General features: G+C 35.4%; 22 protein-coding genes. 15 read left to right on the top strand and 7 right to left on the bottom strand.

Going from position 1 to position 20,790, the window contains the following annotated elements; genetic code table 11:
- The first annotated feature begins 995 nt into the window (after positions 1–995).
- From BN986_RS18560 to BN986_RS18540, 5 genes are all read left to right on the top strand, one after another.
- A complete protein-coding gene (locus tag BN986_RS18560; protein WP_040982892.1) occupies positions 996–1,982 on the top strand; it encodes a TAXI family TRAP transporter solute-binding subunit in 987 nt (328 codons plus the stop codon).
- Between the two features lie 174 nt (positions 1,983–2,156).
- Positions 2,157–4,106, top strand: a complete 1,950-nt coding sequence (locus BN986_RS18555) for a TRAP transporter permease (RefSeq protein ID WP_040982890.1) — start codon at positions 2,157–2,159, stop codon at positions 4,104–4,106.
- A gap of 751 nt (positions 4,107–4,857) precedes the next feature.
- Complete coding sequence (locus BN986_RS18550) at positions 4,858–5,400, top strand: P-loop NTPase family protein (protein ID WP_040982888.1); 543 nt, start codon at positions 4,858–4,860, stop codon at positions 5,398–5,400.
- Between the two features lie 286 nt (positions 5,401–5,686).
- Complete coding sequence (locus BN986_RS18545; RefSeq protein ID WP_081922262.1) at positions 5,687–6,601, top strand: serine hydrolase domain-containing protein; 915 nt, start codon at positions 5,687–5,689, stop codon at positions 6,599–6,601.
- A gap of 32 nt (positions 6,602–6,633) precedes the next feature.
- Complete coding sequence (locus BN986_RS18540; RefSeq protein WP_040982886.1) at positions 6,634–7,497, top strand: phosphotransferase; 864 nt, start codon at positions 6,634–6,636, stop codon at positions 7,495–7,497.
- Positions 7,498–7,533: 36 nt separating this feature from the next.
- Here BN986_RS18540 and BN986_RS18535 read toward each other — a convergent pair whose 3' ends face one another.
- Complete coding sequence (locus BN986_RS18535) at positions 7,534–8,046, bottom strand: GNAT family N-acetyltransferase (protein WP_040982884.1); 513 nt, start codon at positions 8,044–8,046, stop codon at positions 7,534–7,536.
- Between the two features lie 353 nt (positions 8,047–8,399).
- Here BN986_RS18535 and BN986_RS18530 point away from each other — a divergent pair, with 353 nt between their 5' ends.
- Together BN986_RS18530 and BN986_RS18525 are read left to right on the top strand one after the other, a co-directional pair.
- Complete coding sequence (locus BN986_RS18530) at positions 8,400–8,888, top strand: ArsR/SmtB family transcription factor (RefSeq protein WP_040982882.1); 489 nt, start codon at positions 8,400–8,402, stop codon at positions 8,886–8,888.
- Positions 8,885–10,144 carry an MFS transporter gene (locus BN986_RS18525; RefSeq protein WP_040982880.1) on the top strand — a complete coding sequence of 420 codons (1,260 nt, stop codon included), beginning with the start codon at positions 8,885–8,887 and terminating at the stop codon, positions 10,142–10,144. Before BN986_RS18530 ends, BN986_RS18525 begins: the two co-directional genes overlap by 4 nt.
- A gap of 77 nt (positions 10,145–10,221) precedes the next feature.
- Here BN986_RS18525 and BN986_RS18520 read toward each other — a convergent pair whose 3' ends face one another.
- The 4 genes from BN986_RS18520 to BN986_RS18505 form a co-directional block, all read right to left on the bottom strand.
- Positions 10,222–10,752, bottom strand: coding sequence for a DinB family protein (locus tag BN986_RS18520; protein WP_040982878.1), 531 nt, complete (start codon positions 10,750–10,752; stop codon positions 10,222–10,224).
- Between the two features lie 14 nt (positions 10,753–10,766).
- A complete protein-coding gene (locus BN986_RS18515) occupies positions 10,767–11,534 on the bottom strand; it encodes a DUF2087 domain-containing protein (RefSeq protein WP_148417169.1) in 768 nt (255 codons plus the stop codon).
- A gap of 311 nt (positions 11,535–11,845) precedes the next feature.
- Entirely contained in the window at positions 11,846–12,631 is a 786-nt protein-coding gene (locus BN986_RS18510) for an alpha/beta fold hydrolase (protein WP_040982874.1), read from the bottom strand.
- Positions 12,632–12,673: 42 nt separating this feature from the next.
- Positions 12,674–13,054: a VOC family protein gene (locus tag BN986_RS18505; RefSeq protein ID WP_040982872.1), complete on the bottom strand. Its 381-nt coding sequence runs from the start codon at positions 13,052–13,054 to the stop codon at positions 12,674–12,676.
- A 286-nt stretch (positions 13,055–13,340) separates the two neighbouring features.
- On the opposite strand from BN986_RS18505, the gene BN986_RS18500 reads away from it, so the two are divergent.
- Positions 13,341–13,724: a hypothetical protein gene (locus BN986_RS18500; RefSeq protein ID WP_040982870.1), complete on the top strand. Its 384-nt coding sequence runs from the start codon at positions 13,341–13,343 to the stop codon at positions 13,722–13,724.
- A 129-nt stretch (positions 13,725–13,853) separates the two neighbouring features.
- Here the strand turns inward: BN986_RS18500 and BN986_RS18495 are convergent, their stop codons facing one another.
- Both BN986_RS18495 and BN986_RS18490 read right to left on the bottom strand, forming a co-directional pair.
- On the bottom strand, positions 13,854–14,252 hold the full coding sequence (locus tag BN986_RS18495; RefSeq protein WP_040982868.1) for a hypothetical protein: 399 nt from the start codon (positions 14,250–14,252) through the stop codon (positions 13,854–13,856).
- 1 nt (position 14,253) lies between these two features.
- Entirely contained in the window at positions 14,254–14,841 is a 588-nt protein-coding gene (locus BN986_RS18490) for a TetR/AcrR family transcriptional regulator (protein WP_040982866.1), read from the bottom strand.
- A gap of 221 nt (positions 14,842–15,062) precedes the next feature.
- Here BN986_RS18490 and BN986_RS18485 point away from each other — a divergent pair, with 221 nt between their 5' ends.
- From BN986_RS18485 to BN986_RS18460, 7 genes are all read left to right on the top strand, one after another.
- Positions 15,063–15,455, top strand: a complete 393-nt coding sequence (locus BN986_RS18485) for a RidA family protein (protein WP_392392305.1) — start codon at positions 15,063–15,065, stop codon at positions 15,453–15,455.
- A 332-nt stretch (positions 15,456–15,787) separates the two neighbouring features.
- Positions 15,788–17,032, top strand: a complete 1,245-nt coding sequence (locus BN986_RS18480; protein WP_244445045.1) for an MFS transporter — start codon at positions 15,788–15,790, stop codon at positions 17,030–17,032.
- A 78-nt stretch (positions 17,033–17,110) separates the two neighbouring features.
- A complete protein-coding gene (locus tag BN986_RS18475) occupies positions 17,111–18,010 on the top strand; it encodes a PhzF family phenazine biosynthesis protein (protein ID WP_040982860.1) in 900 nt (299 codons plus the stop codon).
- A 67-nt stretch (positions 18,011–18,077) separates the two neighbouring features.
- Positions 18,078–18,554 carry a GNAT family N-acetyltransferase gene (locus tag BN986_RS18470; protein WP_040982858.1) on the top strand — a complete coding sequence of 159 codons (477 nt, stop codon included), beginning with the start codon at positions 18,078–18,080 and terminating at the stop codon, positions 18,552–18,554.
- A gap of 62 nt (positions 18,555–18,616) precedes the next feature.
- Positions 18,617–18,760 carry a hypothetical protein gene (locus BN986_RS27440; RefSeq protein ID WP_187378585.1) on the top strand — a complete coding sequence of 48 codons (144 nt, stop codon included), beginning with the start codon at positions 18,617–18,619 and terminating at the stop codon, positions 18,758–18,760.
- Between the two features lie 158 nt (positions 18,761–18,918).
- Positions 18,919–19,452, top strand: coding sequence for a GrpB family protein (locus tag BN986_RS18465; RefSeq protein ID WP_052400914.1), 534 nt, complete (start codon positions 18,919–18,921; stop codon positions 19,450–19,452).
- Positions 19,453–19,847: 395 nt separating this feature from the next.
- Entirely contained in the window at positions 19,848–20,714 is an 867-nt protein-coding gene (locus BN986_RS18460) for a DNA-3-methyladenine glycosylase family protein (protein ID WP_040982856.1), read from the top strand.
- Positions 20,715–20,790 lie beyond the last annotated feature (76 nt).

Below are 20,790 nucleotides of genomic sequence, written 5' to 3'. Positions count from 1 at the left end.
CCGTTACAGAAGCACCTTCGTCTATCATTCAAAGAAATGAACGAGGGCATATTCTTCATCAACTTTTGGAGGTAATAAAGAATATAATTACTCGTGTTATACCTGTGAAATAGCAGCCTTCTAATCTGGAACAGCCGTTTTCTAAGGAAGATGTTCCAAAAAGTCCAGCTCTCGAGGGTGCGGTCCGTCGAATGTAAACGAAAAGAGGAGACGGGAAAGAATGCAACAAGTACAACATTGTATGAACAAGGATATACAGGATCGCTCTCTACTTTAAACGGGATGATTGCGAAAGAACGCAGAAATATAAAAAAACTTGAACTAAAATCATATTATTTCCGTCAAAAAATTATTAGGATTATCTGGAACTTTAAAAATGATAATCATACCGGACAGTTTCATAAACAGCATCCCCAACTACTAAAGGAATTCCGGAAATTAAATTATTTCTGGAATAAAGTATGTATTTTATTAATAATTATAGAGCAAGGAAAGTTCAGTTACTATGAGTAAGAGTTTGAAAATTATCTTTGATGTAAATGACTGTAGAATTGTTGATAATGACATTCAGTTCGTAATAAGTCTTATCAAATTAATATTCAATATATTTTAAGAAATGTAATTTTTTCTCTTTTTTTAAAAGATTTTATTTTATACTGTTTTAAATACAAAAAATAATGGTTCGTGAGCCAAAACTAATGGCGATTGCAATAACTCTAGTAAAACCCGCATGATGTGCAGGAGAACAAAAATGGAAGTGCCTTTACATGTCATTTATTTTTCCTCTTATATAATGATAGCGGTTTCATGGTTCGACATTAATCAAAATAGGTTATCTAATATGATTATATCAAGTTTATTATATACAAAATGTAACTGCATGTACCATTTATGTTTATAGACAGAGAATAACATATGGGAAATATATTCGGAAATAATCAAATCATGGGGAATTCATGACTGATTTCATAAAAATAATAAAAGGGGAGAGAGAAATGAAGAAAATAATTTTGTTTATCGTGATGTCTGGAGTATTGTTGCTCGCAGCTTGTGGAGGTGGAGATACAAGTATTGCAATTGGCCCTCCAGCAAGTGAAACAAATTCAGTTTCCAAGTTGATATTTGAAGCATATGGAATCACTGAAGATGACTATAGTGAGTATCAAGAAGGCTTTGGTGATGCAGCAGACATGGTGCAGGATGGAAATATTGATATTTCCGTTGGTATTCTAGGAGTTCCTGCAGGTAGTATTGAAAGTTTACAAGCTTCTGCAGGGAATGTAAAGATGATCAGTTTAACAGAGGATGCAATTAATTATATGGAAGAAAATAGTGGGTATTTAAGATATACTATCCCTGCAGAAACGTATGATTTCCTTGAAGAGGATGTGGAAACAGTAACTGCTTATGCTGTTTTAATGGGAAATACGGATACGATTGATGAAGAAATGGGTTATGAATTAGCAAAAAGCATGATTGAAAATGCAGAAGATAATACGCATGCGCAATCGGAACATATGATACTTGAAAATGCATTATCGGGTTCAGAAGGCTTACCGATTCATCCGGGAGCAAAACGTTATTATGAAGAGCAGGGGTTAACAGTGGATAACCCAGTTGCTGAATTAAATGTTAATGAAGAGAAAAGTGATTTTATTTTAGGAACAGGTAGTCAAGGTGGAACATATTATCCGCTTGGAGGAGAAATGGCAACAATTTGGAATAATACTATTGATGGTATAAGCGTAACTAATACAGAAACCGGCGCCTCTATAGAAAATCTTGTCAGCATCCGTGATGGAAATATGGATTTAGGTATGACTGTACATGTACCGGCACAAGATGCAATAAATGGAGACGGAGACTTTGAAGATAATGAAGTGACAAATGCTGCCTTTATTGGTCATATTTATCCGGAAGTTGTTCAAATCGTTACCCTTGAGGATAGCGGTATTGAAGGATTTGAAGAAATAGCGAAGTAGAGCTATTGAGTGATGGTCGAGTGAATTTGTGTAATTGAAATTTACGTCATATCAGGGGAGGACAAAGATTATTCCTCCCCAATTTAGAGTAATTACCGTGAGTTTTCTTAATCTATGATTTTAAAGAGTAATTGAAGAATGATAATTATACAAATGAACAAAGGGGGAGACTAAATGCCAAAAAAAGAAAATGCTAATGACATTCTTGAAAAATATGACAGGGAAAGTACATATAGAAAGAAAATCGGAAAGTGGGCTTGGGTTGTTACATTCCTTGGGATTTCCTTGACCCTTTTTCATTTATACACTGCCTATTTTGGAACGTTACCAACTCAACAGCAAGGAGCAATTCACTTAGGCACTGCTTTGGGGATTATATTTCTGCTATTTCCAGTAAAGAAAGGGTTACAAAAAAAGCAAACAACCGTTCCTTGGTATGATGTCATATTTGCATTTACTGCTATGTATGTGACTTATCATAAAATAATATTTTTCGATTCGATTCTTCAAAGCAGGATTTCCGGATATGCAACGACTGATATTTTTATATCGATTTTAGGGATATTATTACTCCTGGAAGCTACAAGAAGAACTGTTGGGTTGCCTATAGTTATTGTAGCGAGTGTAGCTATTTTGTATACTTATTTTGGAAATTTCATTCCGGGGAAAATCCTGTCTCATCCTGGTTTTTCGGCAAATCAGATAGCTACGAATCTTTGGTATCAGGAAAGTGGTGTTTTTGGAACACCTATTCAGATTTCTGCCAAATTTATATTTCTGTTTTTATTCTTTGGGGTACTTCTCGTTCATACGAAAATAGGGCAGTTTTTTAATGATTTAGCTTTGGCAATAACAGGAAGATTTACAGGAGGTACTGCTAAAACTGCTGTAGTTGCAAGTGCCTTACAGGGGATGGTATCCGGAAGTTCGGTTGGTAACACGGTTGCTTCAGGATCATTTACGATACCAATGATGAAACGCTCAGGATTTAAACCGGAATTTGCTGCTGCAACAGAAGCGACTGCTTCAACTGGAGGACAAATTATGCCCCCGATTATGGGTGCGGCTGCATTTATAATGATGGAATATATTGGAGTTTCCTATGGTACGATTATGCTGGCAGCGGTCATTCCGGCTCTTTTATATTTTAGTGGTATATTTATTGGTACGCACTTTGAAGCAAAAAAATTTGGGGTTATCGGGTTGCCAAAAGCAGATCTTCCCAGCTTCAAAAAATTAATTGTACGAGACGGTTATATGATAGCACCAATATTTGTGATTATTGGTACTATCATGATTGGATTTACACCCCAACGTGCTGCTTTAATGGGGATTGTTGCTGCTTTTATTATTAGTTTGTTAAGAAAAGATACAAGAATGGGTTTCAGAAAAATACTATATGTGCTTGAACAAGGTGCCCGTGTGGCTTTACCTGTAATTGCGGCAGTAGGTACAGCAGGTGTTATTGCTGGTGCTGTTAGTATTACTGGTCTTGGCTCGAAGTTTGCAGCTGGAGTAATTGCTTTGTCTGGGGGCGTTTTATTTTTTGCTCTCTTTTTTACAATGATTGCATGTATCATTTTAGGAATGGGGCTTCCGACAACAGCAAATTATGTTGTTACGGCTACTGTAGCAGCTCCAATTTTGATTAATGAGTTTGGGGTGGCGCCAATTGCTGCACATATGTTTGTGTTTTATTTTGGGATTGTTGCCGATATCACTCCGCCTGTCTGCTTGGCAGCTTATGCCGGCGCCGGTATAGCAAGAGCAAATCCATTTCAATCTGGGATGACTGCGGTAAAGCTGGCGATTGCTGCCTTTATTGTTCCATATATACTGGTTTATAACCCGATTCTTGTTATGGTGGATGTAACACTAGTCAGCATTATCTTAGCTATTATTACAGCTTTAGTTGGTATGGCGGCAGTAAGTAGTTCAACGATAGGTTTCTTTATACGTCATTCATATTATTGGGAACGTCTTATATTGTTTGCTGCGGGGTTAATGCTGATTATTCCAAATATTGTAATCAGCCTTATTGGTCTGGTTTTCTTACTTGGTATTTGGTTTATTCAGAAACAGCGTAAAGATGATTCAAATGATATGGGGTTGGGTGTTTCATGATATAAAAGAAAATCGTTCTTTCATAACAGAGAATACAAGGGTGTATTAAATCCTTTCAAATGGACAAAAGTTATTTTATTAAAGAAGAATGATCAGAAATTAAAAAATAGGATAAAGCAGCTGCAAAGTATATTTCCAAGAAAAGAAATATTATTAACATGATTTCTTAAAGCTCCGCGGTGAAAGGAATCATTAGCAGCATTTTAATCATAAATGAACAGTAATATTTCTGTTCCTGCTTTGAAATATTTCCCGGGAAAGCGCATATTCTGACATTCAAATGTTGAAATCTGTAGAAAATAGCAGGAATTTTTGCAATAAAAAGAGAAAAGTCAAAACAGAAGAGTGCGTGTTTTGAACATCTTAGTAGTTGGACAATGTGAAACGAAGAGAAATACCCCTGGGAAGATATTGCGAAAGTAATCTAAATCAGCTTGGAAAATGATACAATCATCGGCAAAAGATTTCGTGCAGTAGGTGGAGGGGGAGAGACACCTGTTAAAGAAGCGATACAGTCATTGAAATAGGGGGAAAAAACCGGGCAGAAGTACGCCCGTTTTTTTATGAGCACATTTAAGTCACATATATAATTCCGGTAATTTGGTTCATTATCTGTGCGTTTTCTGCAATGTACTCAAATTATTATAATTTCAAAAATTCGCAATGAAAGCATGAAGTATTATGTTAGTATGTAATTATAAGATCTGCGTGTATATAGAATTAAAACAGATGGATAGTTTGGGGTGAATAAATGAATCAAAAGCTTCCGGAAAAAATACATATTATAGGTTCAATTGGAAGCGGGAAAACGACTATGGCCAAGAGGCCCTCTATTCAACTACAAATTCCCTATTATGAATTGGATAATGTTGTTTGGGAAAGATTGGATACAGGAGATATTAAAAGATCCCAGGCAGAAAGAGATGAAACCTTAGAAACTATCGTTAATTCTGATAAGTGGATTATTGAAGGAGTCCATCATAAGTGGATTGCTCCATGTCTTCAAAATGCTGATATTATTATGTTTTTAGATACTAAATTATCGATTAGGAGATTTAGAATCATCAAAAGGTTTATTAGACAGAAGTTAGGCTTAGAAGGGTCAAACTATAAGCCGACATTAAGAATTTTAAAAAATCTATATAACTATAATACTGTTTTTGAACATGAAAGTAAGCAAGAAATTTTTAAAATGTTAAGACCTTATAATTATAAGCTCATTCTTTTTAAAAATAATACGGAAATTATAAATTATTTTAAAACAGTAGATGTGATGTCGAGTAAACAATTATAAGGTTTTGTGGAAATAAACCATAAAACTAATATATTTGTGGGGAGCAGGTTCTGAAAAGCAGTTATATAATTAGAAACTATCAGGATGGAGATAAAGCAGCTGCAATTCAATGGTATTATCATGGGATTAATTACCATTCAGATATTATTTATCACGGAAAAGCGCTGTAAAACTCCGGCTGCATAAAGTTTCGTTTTATAGATCTCTTAGCTTTGAAATTATAAAGGAAGAGAAAAGATATTGGATGGACTTATACTAAATGAATGCCAGTTTTTAGGGGGACAATATGAGCGAAAAATGGATGAAGAACTTTGAAAAAGAAGTAATGAAAGATAAAATTGACAGCTGTCTCATCCAGCATGATGACAAACTGATTTTTGAATATTATCGAAATAAAAAAATGAAGGTGAGGCAGCATAAGATATATTCTGTTACAAAAAGTATCTTATCTGCTTTAGTCGGTATTGCAATAGATAAAGGTTATATACCGCATGTGAATACGCCGATTGCAACATACTTTCCAGAATACAGGAAGGAATCAATTAGTGATGAAATTACGATCAGGCATTTATTAACAATGACTTCAGGATTACATTGGCCAGGAAATGCCGTAATGATACCGACGAAAAATTGGGTTGAATTTGTACTCAGTCAGCCGGTTGAATATAAGCCGGGGAAAGAGAGAGAATACAGCTGCGGATCTTCCCAATTATTAAGTGCCATCTTACAAAAAGCAACTGGACTAGATACTGTAACCTTTGCGCAAAAGTATTTATTTTTGCCGCTGGGTATAACAGCGTATAAATGGAATTCTGACTCTCAGGGAATAGCAATTGGCGGCTTTGGATTAAACATGAAAACGGAGGACTTATTAAAAATAGGGGTATTGTATATGAACAAGGGCCAATGGAATTCCAAACAAATCGTTCCAAGTGACTGGGTTGAGGACTCCACTGCTGCCATTTTTAAAATGGATAATACATTTTCCTATGGATATCACTGGTGGGTTTTAACAGGGGAGGATCAAGAGTCTCCAATACCGGAAACATTTTTTGCTCTTGGTAAAAATGGACAATATATCTTTGTGGTCCCGGACTATAAATTAACAGCTGTTTTTACAAGTGATATTACGGATGGTTCATCAAGGCCAATAGATTATTTTAAGAAGTATCTATTAATAAATGCTTGTATAAATACGTGATAAAATCAGGTCATTGGCAGAAAGGATATAAAATGAATATATCTAATAAATTATCTGATATACCTAAAATACATTCTTATATAAATAAACAGGAGATAAAGGATTTAGAAAACAAGCTAAAAAGCAGGCAGCGTGCATTCCTTTTAACAGATAAATATTTTATAAAGGTTGGCACAGCTAAAGAAAAGGAGTTCCACAGTTCATTATTAAATGAAATAAAGATTTATAAGTTTCTATGTTCCGATATTCTACATACGCCTAAACTAGTGGATTATTTTCAGAATGAAAGGTACGTCTTACTCATTTTGGAAAGAATTACGGGAAGTGCACTGGGTGCAAGCAGGAATGATTTTACAATACAACAGAACATCGATTCAAAAGATATTCTGAAGGAGATTAAAAAGATTGGAAAGCTAAAGGAATATCCTGAAGATATTAATGTTTTAAACAGGGATAGCAAGCTCGAGAAATACTTTCAAGTCATTTATAAAAAATTAGATACAAAAACAAGACAAAATACAGAACGGTTAATCGGAACATTAAATCAAAATGTAAAGCTTGTTTTCAGCCATGGCGACCTTATTCCGCCAAATATAATAAAAAAAGGAGAACTATATTATATCATTGATTGGGAATGGGCTGGTTTGCGTCCGGATTCGTATGATACAGCACTATTTATGTTATTTTCGGGATCTCCTCTGCAGCGTTTATCCCAATTTGATAAATTAGATAGCTGCCGGGATCGGATGGAGCTGTACAGAGATGTAATACTAATAGCGTCCAGAGAAATAAAAAACTGGCTGGAAGTAAAAGATTTTCCGGTGCAGGAGAAATATATAAAGCTATGGTCAGATACATTAAAAGAAGCTCAAACACGCCTGTTATTGCATCAATAGGGTTAACTTTGAAATGAAAATAGAGAGATCAGAATCTTATCGCGACGTGTCAATGGAATATAAATATACTCTCTGCCCGCCTAACAAAATTTCTTTATCAAACGCCATCCCAATCTTTTTTGCTACATGTTGTGAAGAAAGATTATTCGGCTGAATCAGGGAAATAAAACTTTGTATACCCAGTTGTTCGCTGCCAAAGTGTAATAATGTTTTGGCAGCTTCTGTTGCGTAGCCTTTACCCCAATGCTTACGGGAAATCCAATAGCCTATCTCCATTTCCTCTCTACCGTCAATGGTTTGCGGAACGATGCCTGCGTGTCCAACCAGTGTATTATCTGCTTTATGTACTAAAAGCCTTAGCCCTAAATTTTCTCCCGATTCATAGCTGCTATATATCCACTTTAAAAAGTTTTTTCCTTCGTTTTCATCCCTTGTCTTTCCATCCCCTATAAATCTTACTACTTCAGCATCTGATAATAAAGACATGAGAAAGTTAAAATCGTCATCATGATATCGGCGAAATAATAGTCTTTCCGAGGTGATTGGCATTTTCAGCATCCTTTCTTTTTTACCATTTTGTTATGGAACATCTGTATGTATTCAAGTATAACACCTGTACGATTCTGTAAAAGTATAACAATTGCTAAATTTTCTCCCATACTTAAGCTGACTATCAATATCAACTTCTTTTAATTCCTTCCTGGATCAGAAAAGCCACTGATTATTAAAGTAGTTCCTAACCAACGTTGATAAAATAAGTATGTATTTACGTATTAATTTTTAAAAAGTCAGAAAAAAAACATTGACATTTGGAAATCCAAATCGTATGATGAATACAAATATATGATTTGGATTTCCAAATTGATTTATAAATATAAATATTAAAATGGAAGGTGATAGCAATGGACTGGAATGAATTTCATAAGGATAAAAGGATGCAAATAAATTGGGAACAGCAGAAAGTAATCTCTAACCCGTTAAGATCAAGGTTAATCGCCTTGCTTTTTGAACAGGCGATGACACCGAAACAAGCAGCAGATTTAATGGGGAAGAATCCCGGGACGATTTATTATCATATTCAGCAGCTTGTTAAGCACGATATTTTAGAAGTAGAAAGTGTTCGGACAGAAAAAGGAATTGTTGAGAAGTTTTATAGAGCAAAAGCAGTATTGTTTAAAAATCCGGAGCAAATATCTCCGGCCGGGCATGTAAATAGTGGAAGTACTAATATATATCTGTCTAAAAAACTTGTAGATCAGTTGGGAGAAGAGCTGCAGGACCTTTTCTTTAAATACGGTCATTTATCATATAAAGAAAAGGATAGCGAAGAGCAGTCATCTTATTCTGTAGAATTTCTTATCAAAGAATTTAATGAGGGGGAAGAGGAATGAAAAGAATAAAGCCATTTGTATTGGAAAGAAATTATTTAATATTGATGACCGGTGTTTTTATTAATGGATTAGGAAATGGTATATACTCCGTTGCAGGAATGCTGCTTGTTTTAAATATTAGTGGCAGCGTTCTCTATTCTGGATTTGCGTTTTTCGCGATAACCTCAGCCGGCGTATTGTCTTTTTTAATTGCCCCGTTAGCTAACTATACTAAATATAAAAATGGTCTGGTATATAGTAACCTTATCAAAGCAATTATTTTATTTACGATACCTTTATTACACTACACCATTGGATTAAATATTTGGTACGTCATTAGTCTGCTATTTATCACTGCTTTAATTACACAATATACGTATCCCATTGAATCGACCATATTACCCATTATTGTTGGAAAAGATAATATCGTAGAAGCAAACGCCTATTTACAAACGATTCGTGAAGCGATGGACATTGCTTTCATTGCAGGAGCAGGTATTATCATAACATTTATTGGTACAGTTCCGGCTATTTCGATTACCGCTATATGCCTGTTACTAGTAAGTCTCTCCTATGCATTTTTTAATTTTGGGAAGCCCGTTAATTCTAGTGGGACATCTCAGTCAATTGGTTCTGCAGTTCATGTTTATTTTTTAGATCTGAAAGCAGGCTTTAATTATATTAGAAAATCTTTAGTTCCTAAAATGATATTTTCAATTGTCTTCGTAAATATAGCTATGATCATCATGACAACAAATTTACCTGCATTTACGCTTATAAAAGGGAACGGAACAGAAGCTATGTATGGATTTTATCTTGCTTCTATGTCCATTGGAGTCATGATAGGTACAATGATTACTCCAAAACTCAAACATTTTGATTTCGGAAAATTAATTATATTCTTATTTATTGGCACAGGAATCATGTGGATAGGAACAGCCACCCTGCCAATAATAGCATCCATGATTTTATTCGGTATTGGTGCCATATCGATTGGAGTACTAAATATCCTTATCTTTTCATCCATTCAGAAGCAGGTAGAAACAGCATTCATAGGAAGGGTTATTACGCTGTTAACAAGTGCAGCATCACTGGGAATGCCGGTGGGGGCGTTGATTGGCGGCTTTTTGGGAGAAGCATTAACACCGGAAATTCCGGTTTTGATTTGTGGTATTTCCATGATCGTCTTCAGCATTCTTTGGTTATGCAGTACAGTTTTACGTAAGCTCCCGGATATTGATAATGTTAAATTATTTAATAGAGCAGAGGTTAATTAAATTTTTAGCTCACTTTGATTCATTTGAAGGCTATTGAGGGAGAGAGCTTTACCTCGGAGCTCTCCTCCATAATAAGCTTATTTCTCAGCAGAGGCATATTCAAAACGGACATAACCTATTTCAGCAGCATTCTTCATTAATTCCAGATTAAGCCATGAAGCTAAATGATGGAATGCTACTTCATTGTTAAATGGAAATGCAGTATATGCTTTGCTGTATAGTTCCTCTTCTTTTAAATTGGCCAAAATTTCTTCCCATTTTACAATCAGGGAATGAATAGCTGTCTTTACGGATGCAACATCTTCATGAACCTTAATTTCTTCTTTGGTCAGTGTTCCTTCCCCGAAAGAATGATCCAACACCATTTCCCACCAGAACGTGATATGCCATAAAGTCCAGGCAATACTGGGAGTTCCAATATGATAATTTTCTGATTCAGGTAAATCAGCAACCCATTTTCCATTCTTCTCTTTAAGATAGAGCCCGGCATTCGGAGAGCACCACCTATATTCTTCCTGTCCCAGAGAAGTGAGATGATATTCCAGCAGCTGTTTAGAAATATTGAATTGAAAAGTAATGTTATTTAGCAAAGCTTTCGTTTTATTCATAATATAAAATCTCCTTAATTTTTCACCCAATACGCCGTACCATCCCTATTTCGTTCCATAAAGCCGTACTCGATTAAATATCTTCTAACTGTGACAAAGTCATGATAGACAGGCTCAAGAATTTGATTTACTTCTTTTTCTGAATAAACCTTATGAAGTTCAAAATGGGTAATGATATTTTGTAGGACAATCAATTTTCTTTTTTCTTTGCTTGGGAATTTATCCAGCTGTCCATCTAATCCATCTTTAAAATAGGTTGATAAAGTTTTCTTTTTCTCCGCTTCTGTAATGGCATAACGATCATCCACCATTTTCGCTCCCTTATGAAAGGGAACAAACTTATGATCACTCTCCTGACATACTTCTTTATTTAATAGATTCATTAATGTCAGAAAAACTTTCGCGCGTTTCTCCTTTTCCTTTAGATTAAAACGATGACTTCGAATTGTAGAAGGGCTTCCGCCATTTTGTTCCTGGACAATTTCTTTATCAGTTAACCCTTGATAGAAAAGGGTAAGCAGTTCTTTTTGATGATCTGTTAATCCAGTGTATTTCCTATCAAGATGAATGAGATAATCAAATACAGAATCATGTTCCTGTTTGATATGCTGAATAACAGCTTTTTTTGCTTCGTATAATATTCCGTCCGATGGATAGATAATCCCATCTTCGAAATGCTCGTTGCACAACAGACATACATAGCTGTCGGTATTTTTATCAAAAGCATAGCCATTTGAAAGTTCTTCAACTGTAGCATTCCAAAAATTATTGTTATGTATAATTTTGGACAACCTCCATATTTATTTATTATTATATAAACGTTTTATATAAACGTCCAAATAAATTCAATAGGAGAATAAGAAAGTATAATAAAAACGAATAGTATATTTCATTGAATTTTGATTGGATTACACAAAATAACCAGTCTTTAATAGCTATTAAAGGCCTGGTTAATAAGTTTAAAATGATTCTTTTTTTAAGAAAACTTGGCAAGTCAAGCCTGAAAGGCGTAGGACTGCCTTAGTTGGGACTGAGATTGCGATTACTCGCCTCATCGAAAACCGTCGCTAAAGTTTTATACTTCCTCTTTATACTAACGTGTAAAGAAAGGAGCGAAGGCCTGCAGCACTGTTTTAGGGTCAGGCATATGATCTTGTCCTTCGAGAATGTTGAACATCGTATTTGGGATTGCTTTATCCAATTGCTTTGCAACCTCATGTACCGAAGCAGGGCTTTTTTCTCCAATGATTATTTGTGTTGGCGTTTTTAGCTGGGAGGCCTTTGAAATCGGCGGCAAGTGGCTGGCCAGCATTGTATCGTATGCAAGTGTTGGTGCGAGATCCAGCATTGTTGCCCATTGAGGGGACTTCTGAAACATCTCATCAATTATTTCGATAGGTGTTCCGATGCCCTGCAAGAATGAACGAAGCGCCTCATTCTGTTTGCCAAGCGCCAGCATTTTATATAATTCTTGACTCAACAATTTAAACTCCTTCAAATTTGCTTCATTATCAGCATATGCTGGATCATACAGTGCCACTCTTTTTATCTTGCTCTCAAGCTTCATAGCAGCTTCCAGTGCTAGAATAGCTCCCGAAGAATGCCCGTATACATTTGCCTCGCCTCCTGCTTCATCAATCATAGCTTCAATATCTTCGAGTTCACGTTCTATAGAGTAGGGTAGTGTGTTATCACTATCACCACGACCGCGCCGGTCATAATTATACACGGTAAATTGTTCTGCAAATACATTTGCATCATATAGAACCGGTTTAAATGACCGAAAGCAAGTTGCACCAGTTATAAATAGAAGTGGGGCTCCATCGCCATATATATCATATGCTAGCATGGTGCCATCTTTTGATTGAGTCGTTTTCATTTATTTAACCTCCTTTTTGCGTGTTTTTAATAGTAATTCATCTTAATTCTCTTCTACCGCTAATAAGTTCCCGGCTGGGTCTTTAAACAGAGCCACGTCTGGTCCTCTATGAATTGCCTTTCCACGGATGATGCCATATTCATCATGTTCCATACCTTCTATTATTTCGAGGTTGATTCCTTTTTCATTGAGCTGAACAACAGCCTGATTAATATCCGGCACGGTGATGCTCAATACAAAATAGTTGGCTGGATAATGATTTTGACCTTTTGAGTAGATAAAAACTTTTGTATCTGCGAAATGGAGGGTGAAACCAATTGCTTCATCTGTCGTTTGGATACCAAGTGTATCCTCATAAAATAGACGAGCTTTGTCAATATCGTTTACTGGAAAGCTACTCATAGCTTGGAAATTTTGAAACATTTTTTATCCTCCTTTTAAGTTGAACACAACGTATTTATAATATGGGCTCTGAACTAGATTCCACCATATCTTAGCACAACAGGAAATACAATATTTCTTATAGATTGCTAATATGTAGAGGTTACAAAAAATCACCAAAAGTAACAATAAAAAAATAGGAGTGATAAAAATAAAAGAACGTCCAAATAATTTTCAATATGAAGAAATAGCTAAGCAAAAATAAAGGTTGCAATTATCCGTTAATTAGACATATTTTAAACAACATATTAGATGGAGGTTGAATGTTGTGGGAAACGTATCTGATAACTATTACATAGAACAATCCGATGTATTTGAATTACTCGCACTCAAGTTTCGTCTAAATAATTATGAATATATACAATCGGAAAAGCATCGCACAAAAGAAAGTTTTAACCAGTTTATACAGGATTCATTTTCTTTACTATCAAATGAGACAAAAAAAGAATTAGACTGCTTTTTTCATCAAGACAGTTTTTTTGGATTAACATTGGTTCAACTTCTTTATCAACATAATCAATGGTATGATATAGCACCCTTTTTAAACTTTCTGGAGCAATTAGAGTTTGAAGAGATCGTTTCAGCGTTTTTGACCAGTGGCTATTCATCACCAGAAAGGATAGAGGATTATAGGAATGAGAAGGAAGTGTAGTGATAGAGTGAGAAATAGTTATCGCTCAGATACGTCCATAAATCTCCCGTTTCCAAATAGTAAATGAAAGTAAGTCTATTTAGACGAGAGGTCAGGTGGCTAATTCTCTAGATTACTATAGTTAACAACTTACTGTATGTTAGGATCTAATTTATTTTTAGAATGCTCAATCCATAATCCTAGAATCCAAAATAAAACCAATAGATAATTTTCAACCGCACCAATTAAACTGATCGTTTTGCTTTCGTCCTCTATAAATCCTAGCAGATGATTCGTCCCAAATCCCAATCCACCAATAATCAGAGAGATTACGACGATTTTTAAAAAGTAATAGTCATATTTTAAGTTGATTCCAATTAAAATAGGTAATATTGCTAAATTCCAAAATCCAATTTCTCTCTGCCAGCCCGGTGCGATACCATATTCTGAATGAGAACCCATCACTTCAGGAAAAAATAACTGCATGATTGCAGCACCACTCATGGCAGCAATTAAAATGATAAACATAACACGCAGTAATTTATTCATTTCATTTATCCTCTCTAATACTTCTATTTGTAATCATTGAAGCAAATTCCCTATATACTTCATCAAAGCTCGTAATTTCGTCGCCATCAGAAATAGAAAGCAATAATATCGATACGAGACCTTGAAAAATTGATTTACTAACCACTAAATCGTCGGCAATCGATTTAAAAACTTTTCCCCATATCCGTTCTTTTTTAGAATAAATTTGATTTTTACCTTCCAAGGAAAGCTTATTTAACATGGAACTAAATTCTTTTCCAGTCATTTTAATAACCCATGGATATTCTTTAGCCACATGCTTCAAATACAACAAAACTTCAAATAGAAAAATAGAGCTATTGGAGCTTGACCGATTAATTTGCTCGATTTGTTTTTCGATTGCAGTAAGAATTTCTATTGTAACTTCAAGAAATAGTTCCTCCTTATTATCGAAGAAAAAGTAAAACGTTCCCTTAGCAATATTGGCTTTCTTAACCAAGCTATCAACGCTGATTTTAGAAGCTTCATTATTAATTAAGTGTTTCTTATACTCGTCTAGTATCGTCTTTCTGATCTCATTTTTAGTAGTATTACTGAATTTTTTTGGCATAGTTGCTCCTTTTGACTAAAAATTTTATTTAGTCATTTAAAGATAACATAAAAGGAGTGTTTTCGCAATTTTTATGACCGTTATATAAAAATGGTCATAAGAAGAAAATACTTATGAATAGAAACTCGCAAGTTTTTTTATTTGTATGATAAGTAGTTCAAATTGAATAATCATCATTACTAATTTATCATTAAGTTATAAAACGGAATGGAGGAATGAAATTGATAGAATCGAGAAATCCAAAAGGGGTACATAAACCATTAGCTCCATATACTCATCAAATAGAAGCTTCTGGAGACATAAGATGGTTAACCTTATCAGGACAGCTGGGAATGGATGTAGAAGGAAATGTTTCAGAAGATTCCGTTGAACAATTAAAAATGGCTTTTAAAAACATTCGTATTAATTTACAAGAAGCAGATATGGACGTCGAAAATCTAACGAAGCTTGTGTTTTATATTGTTGGAGAGATGGATGCGGATCGGAGAAGAGACGTCATTGGGGAGTTCTTAGGTGATCACCTGCCATGTACTACCATGGTTTTTGTTGCCGGGCTCGCCGGTCCGCAATTTAAAGTGGAGATTGATGCATGGGCATGTAAAGAAAATACGTAAATATGGAATGAGCGATAATCATTCGTTTGATTTTTTTGGATATGTATCTCTTCCATGCTTACTTTCACAGAATAAATAGGTAAAGATACAAAAAAGAGGCTGAAAATCAATATAGTCTGATATGTAAAAAATCTTTACTAACCATAAGGAGCTAAATAAAATGGATCGTCCAATTTAGAATTCTCTCTGTTCGAATATGTAATAAATATCAAACAGGGAGATAGCTATACAACGAAATAAGAACTTTTGCTGACAGAAAACGGTTAAGCAGAGTGGAACGTGTTTCCTGGAAGTAGTATCTCCCAATAGAGGAGAGAATAAAATTGAAAACGATGCTGATTAATAGAAATTTTAGATGGATGTGGGGAGCAGAGTTTTTCTCTATTTTAAATGGCAGATTTAGAGAATTAGTGATTCCATTAATTGTATTAGGATTAACCAGTTCACCGCTGGTTACTGCACTTGTCGCCTTATCTCAGCAAGTAGGTACGATTTTATTTGCGATACCAATAGGGACATGGATTGAAAATAAGAACAAGGTCAGGGTTGGGACTGCCTGCCATTTTCTATATGGAGCTGCTATTTTTATCCTTGTCTTTCTGCTGGCAACAAATAATGTAAATGCAGTGATTATTGCTTCCTTACTATTCATAATGGGATTAGTCGCACTAATTAGCAGAACCGCCTTTACTGCGATGATACCTAATATTGCCGGCAGAGAAAATTTATTAAAAGCGCATACAAATATAGAAGCTGCTGATGCTATTGCTACCGTAATCGGTCCTGCATTAGGTGGGATATTATTAGCAAAAACAGGATCGGTACTCACGTTGATTATTTGCGCTTCTTTATCCCTTTTCTCTGGTTTATTTATTGCTTTTATTCGCAATGAAAAAGATGGTATCGAAGTAGAAAAGGAAGCGTCAGAAAAAACGAAATGGAATGTTTTTTTAAGAAAGGCATTAGATGGCTTGAAAATTTTAATAGATAATCCACAGCAGCTGATCAGTACAGTGGCAATGTGTATATTGGGTTTCACAACAGTATTTATCACATTAACCATTATATTTTATGCTCAAATAACGATGGAATTATCAGAAGGGTTGATTGGTATTTTACTATCAAGTGCCGGTGTTGGTAATATTATAGGCATCTTTTTGATAAATACATTTAAACATAAAAATTGGGTGACGCTGATCAGTTTATTAATGGTTATCTCTGGGATAGGTATATTAATGATTACGGCAACAAATTCTTTCATGATCATGTGTATTGGAATGGGCGTTTTTGATTGTGCACTCTCTATGGCATTTATTGTACAGGGAGCTGTCCATCAAGGGATTACTCCGAATGAATTTTTAACAAGAGTCAGAAGTTCCACTTATGTTATTGGCGGTATATTTACGATGCTGGGTACTTTTTTGGCAGGAGCTCTTCCAGAATTATTTAATGGAGAAATTGCATTGATTATCGGTGCGTGTATTCTTTTAATACCGGCTTTCATTTTGATCAGCTATGGAAAATTCGGTGTGAAATTGAACAAAGTGGAGCCCATTTACAGGAAAAGAGAAGTGTAAGCGGAACAGCAAATGAAATTCCCGGTGAGTAAATAGATTTTTTATCGGGAATTTCCATATTATTTTGGGAGGGATACTATGACATCGGTCAAAGTATATCATTATGATGCGTTCAGTAAGGAACCAAATAAAGGTAACCCTGCTGGAGTCGTACTGAATGGAGATGAGCTGACAGATAAACAAATGCAGGAAGTTGCGTTTAAAGTAGGGTTTAATGAAACCGCATTTCCAGTTAAATCGGAAAAAGCGGACCTGGGAATACGTTTTTTTACACCAGGACATGAAATGAACTTATGCGGTCATGCAACGATGGCAACGGTGTATGCGTTAAAAACAAAGGGAATGTTAGGCGGAAAAAAAGAATTAACGATTGAAACAAGAGCAGGGATTTTACCTGTGAAGCTGCATTCTGCCGCTGAAAAAGAAATAACGATAACGATGAATCAGGCAGCGCCGAAATTTGAGGCATTCCATGGTTCTAAAAAGGATTTAGCGCATTCGATCGGATTAGAAGAGACAGACATTCATGCTAATTTACCGATTTTTTACGGAAGCACAGGTACATGGACGTTGTTGATCCCAATAAACAGTTTGGAAGCCTTTCACAGAATGAATCCAAACAATAAAGATTTTCCAGCAATTTTAAAGGAAATGCCTAAGTCATCTGTTCATCCATTTTGTATCGAAACGTATGATAAAGAAGCTGATATGCACGCCCGGCACTTTTCCTCTCCATATTCGGGGACTGTTGAAGATGCGGTAACAGGTACTGCTTCAGGAGTGATGGGAGCTTACTATGCCGAATACATAAGTGAAGACAAGAAAGATGTGATGAATCTTGTGGTGGAACAGGGAAATGAAATTGGTAAAGATGGCAGAGTAGGTGTTCAGGTTTCTAAGAATGATAAATCCTATGATGTTCAAGTTACGGGAAACGCTGTTTTTGTGGAAGATTTTGAGGTTGTGTTGGAAAACTAGAGATTTATTAAGAAGAAGGCAGCAAAGTCTATCTGTCGGGTATGGATATCGCCAAAGGAGAAATAGTATGGAAATTACATCATCTAAACAATTATCGAAAGACAGGATCAATAACTATTTTTTGAAGCAATGGGGAAGTCCAGAAATGGTTATTTCGAGTGGGATTTTTGATTGCACAAAATTAGAAGGGTTTGCAGTGTTGAATACAGAAGGAGAAATAGTTGGCTATATCACATTTATCATTTCTGATACGGAATGTGAAATCATTTCTCTAGACAGTTTAGAGGAAGGTAAAGGTATTGGGACAGCTTTAGTTCAAAAAGTAGAAGCTGTTGCAAAAGCGGAAGACTATCAAAAAGTGAAACTGATAACGACAAATGATAATTTACATGCATTAGGTTTTTATCAGAAGCGAGGATATGATTTAACAGCTCTTTTTAAAGGAGCTGTTAAAAAAGCAAGAGAATGGAAACCGGAAATTCCGCAAACGGGGAATGAAGGGATTCCGATTCGTGATGAAATCCTTCTTTCTAAAAGGTTGTAAAAACGATAGATAAGTTGGGAAAATACCTCTTGCATACGATGAATATCAAGGAGTGATTATTTTTGATGGAAATCGTGGATAACAGAGGAGAAACTCATGAGTGGCTGCTGATCGCTGTTGCATTATTATCGTTGATTACTTTCAGGAAGATAAAGAGGGTGGAGCGGTATAAACATAAATTGAATGGAATTTTTATCCCGTATTAAAGGAAGGTCTATCTTGTTTTTAAGAAGAAAAATATCTAATATACCAGTGCATATTTTGAAGAGTTAAAATTTATATGAATAGCATAAGCTGAAAGCAGAAAATGAATCATGTATTTCCCGATTCCCGAATAGCCGCTAAAAGCAGAGGAGAGCGATGTATGATGCGTTTAGGATTAAAAAGAGATGAAGTGAAGCTAGTTCCGCATGACGAAGCATGGACGATGGAGTTTTTAAGTGTACAAAAGCAGGTGCAAGATGCGTTGGGCATCGATGGAGAGGCTGTCCAGCACATCGGAAGCACAGCAATAAAAGAAATAAAAGCTAAACCAATCATTGATATTTTGCTGGGTGTTGAAAACATCAGCCAAGTGGAAGCAGAAACCTTTCAGGCGCTGCAGGCAATTGGATTTTACCGGTTAAAGGTAGAAAGGGAGCAGGAGATTGTTCTGGCGAGATTTACAGATAATACGTTTCTTGAAAAAACACATTATATTCATATGACGGATATAAATGGGGAGAAATGGAGAAAACTTCTTTATTTTAGAGATGCTTTAAATGCAGATGCTTCATTAAGACAGGAGTATGAGAGATTAAAACGTGCTCTTGCGGAAAAGAAAGGTATGGAAATTATTAAATATACGAATGAAAAAGAGAGCTTTGTGAAAAAGGTACTTATGATGCAAGAAAAATAACTATAAGTGCTTGTTTGAACATCCTCTGTCATTTAAGCATGAAAAACGGAGTACTAGCACCCCATTGTTTAACGTGGGAATTTCGTGGTATCATATAACTAATATTGAGAATAATTCGTTAAAAGAGTGAGGTATGTAAAAAACATATTGGAAATCCAGACTGGGAATAACAATGTTCTTTTTACAGCATCTTTTATTTTTAGCAATCGATTCCCCTGCGCCAGTCTCAGCAAGTCTGCTGATTGCGTTCTTTGCATTTGAAATAAGCTATTTGTTTTTCTTTAGTAAACAAAAGAAGCAGCATTCGTATCATACTTTTTAATAATGGACCCTTAACTTTTAAAATCACAAGTTAAGGGTTCTTTAAAAGACTTTTTAGAAGGGAGGCAAGGCTAATGAAAAAAGTGATTGCATTACCTGAGAAATTTAATTTCAACGCAGCGACTACGGATCATGGCTGGTATATGCTGCCGCCTTTTCATCATAATGAAAGTATTTTAAACAGAGTGGAAGCATTATCAAATGGTAATATTGTAAAACTTCATATTCACCAAAATCATGATCAGTTAATAATCGAAATTGGTGATAAGAAAACGTTAACCAATAAAGAATGGGAAGAAATCATTCATAAAGTGAATTGGATGCTGCGTTTGGATGAAGATTTCAGCGTATTTCATAAAATGTGCAGTGACAGTCAGGATATGCAGGAAGTTGTAAAGGAAAATAAAGGAAGACTACTGCGTTCTCCAAGCATATTTGAAGATATTGTCAAGACGATTCTCACCACAAATACCACCTGGAGCAGGACGATTGCCATGACAACAAATTTTGTGACGCTTTTAGGAGAAAGGTATTCGGAGGATTCGGAATTCTTTGCGTTTCCTTCACCGGAAGCAGTTTTAAAAAAGGACAGGAATTTTTTAAATCAGGACGTTAAATTAGGCTATAGAAGTGATTATATTTATGAGCTTGCATGGAATGTATCTAATGGAGTGTATGATTTAGATGTACTTAAAAACCCTGAAGTCCCGACCGGTGAAGTAGTTCAAAAACTGAAAGAAATCAAAGGTGTTGGGCCTTATGCGCTCAGCAACATTCTGATGTTATTGGGAAGGTACGATTTTTTACCAGTGGACAGTGAATTTAAGAAGCATGTAAAGAATAAATATTTTGCAGGTGAACTTCCTCCTGCATCGCAATTACAGCAGCTCTATAAAGAATGGGGAGAGTTTAAATTTTTGGCTTATTGGTTTGACAGGTAGGGCAGTTATACGTATTAAATGACGGCTGTAGAAGAAACCAGATAGGAGATTTGAATTCTTTTCCTCTTAGTTATTT

This window comes from Oceanobacillus jeddahensis, assembly GCF_000750635.1.
Classification (GTDB): Bacteria; Bacillota; Bacilli; order Bacillales; family Amphibacillaceae; genus Oceanobacillus; species Oceanobacillus jeddahense.
Note: the sequence above shows the minus strand (reverse complement) of the source record. Positions and strands in the feature narration are given on the sequence as shown.

Coding starts and splice junctions, on each gene's coding strand:
- BN986_RS18525 (WP_040982880.1), top strand. CDS start 8,885: ATGAAAAGAATAAAGCCATTTGTATTGGAAAGAAATTATTTAATATTG.
- BN986_RS18545 (WP_081922262.1), top strand. CDS start 5,687: ATGAGCGAAAAATGGATGAAGAACTTTGAAAAAGAAGTAATGAAAGAT.
- BN986_RS18520 (WP_040982878.1), bottom strand. CDS start 10,752: ATGAATAAAACGAAAGCTTTGCTAAATAACATTACTTTTCAATTCAAT.
- BN986_RS18470 (WP_040982858.1), top strand. CDS start 18,078: ATGGAAATTACATCATCTAAACAATTATCGAAAGACAGGATCAATAAC.
- BN986_RS18550 (WP_040982888.1), top strand. CDS start 4,858: ATGAATCAAAAGCTTCCGGAAAAAATACATATTATAGGTTCAATTGGA.
- BN986_RS18560 (WP_040982892.1), top strand. CDS start 996: ATGAAGAAAATAATTTTGTTTATCGTGATGTCTGGAGTATTGTTGCTC.
- BN986_RS18530 (WP_040982882.1), top strand. CDS start 8,400: ATGGACTGGAATGAATTTCATAAGGATAAAAGGATGCAAATAAATTGG.
- BN986_RS18465 (WP_052400914.1), top strand. CDS start 18,919: ATGATGCGTTTAGGATTAAAAAGAGATGAAGTGAAGCTAGTTCCGCAT.
- BN986_RS18490 (WP_040982866.1), bottom strand. CDS start 14,841: ATGCCAAAAAAATTCAGTAATACTACTAAAAATGAGATCAGAAAGACG.
- BN986_RS18510 (WP_040982874.1), bottom strand. CDS start 12,631: ATGAAAACGACTCAATCAAAAGATGGCACCATGCTAGCATATGATATA.
- BN986_RS18475 (WP_040982860.1), top strand. CDS start 17,111: ATGACATCGGTCAAAGTATATCATTATGATGCGTTCAGTAAGGAACCA.
- BN986_RS18480 (WP_244445045.1), top strand. CDS start 15,788: ATGCTGATTAATAGAAATTTTAGATGGATGTGGGGAGCAGAGTTTTTC.
- BN986_RS18505 (WP_040982872.1), bottom strand. CDS start 13,054: ATGTTTCAAAATTTCCAAGCTATGAGTAGCTTTCCAGTAAACGATATT.
- BN986_RS18555 (WP_040982890.1), top strand. CDS start 2,157: ATGCCAAAAAAAGAAAATGCTAATGACATTCTTGAAAAATATGACAGG.
- BN986_RS18495 (WP_040982868.1), bottom strand. CDS start 14,252: ATGAATAAATTACTGCGTGTTATGTTTATCATTTTAATTGCTGCCATG.
- BN986_RS18540 (WP_040982886.1), top strand. CDS start 6,634: ATGAATATATCTAATAAATTATCTGATATACCTAAAATACATTCTTAT.
- BN986_RS18460 (WP_040982856.1), top strand. CDS start 19,848: ATGAAAAAAGTGATTGCATTACCTGAGAAATTTAATTTCAACGCAGCG.
- BN986_RS18535 (WP_040982884.1), bottom strand. CDS start 8,046: ATGCCAATCACCTCGGAAAGACTATTATTTCGCCGATATCATGATGAC.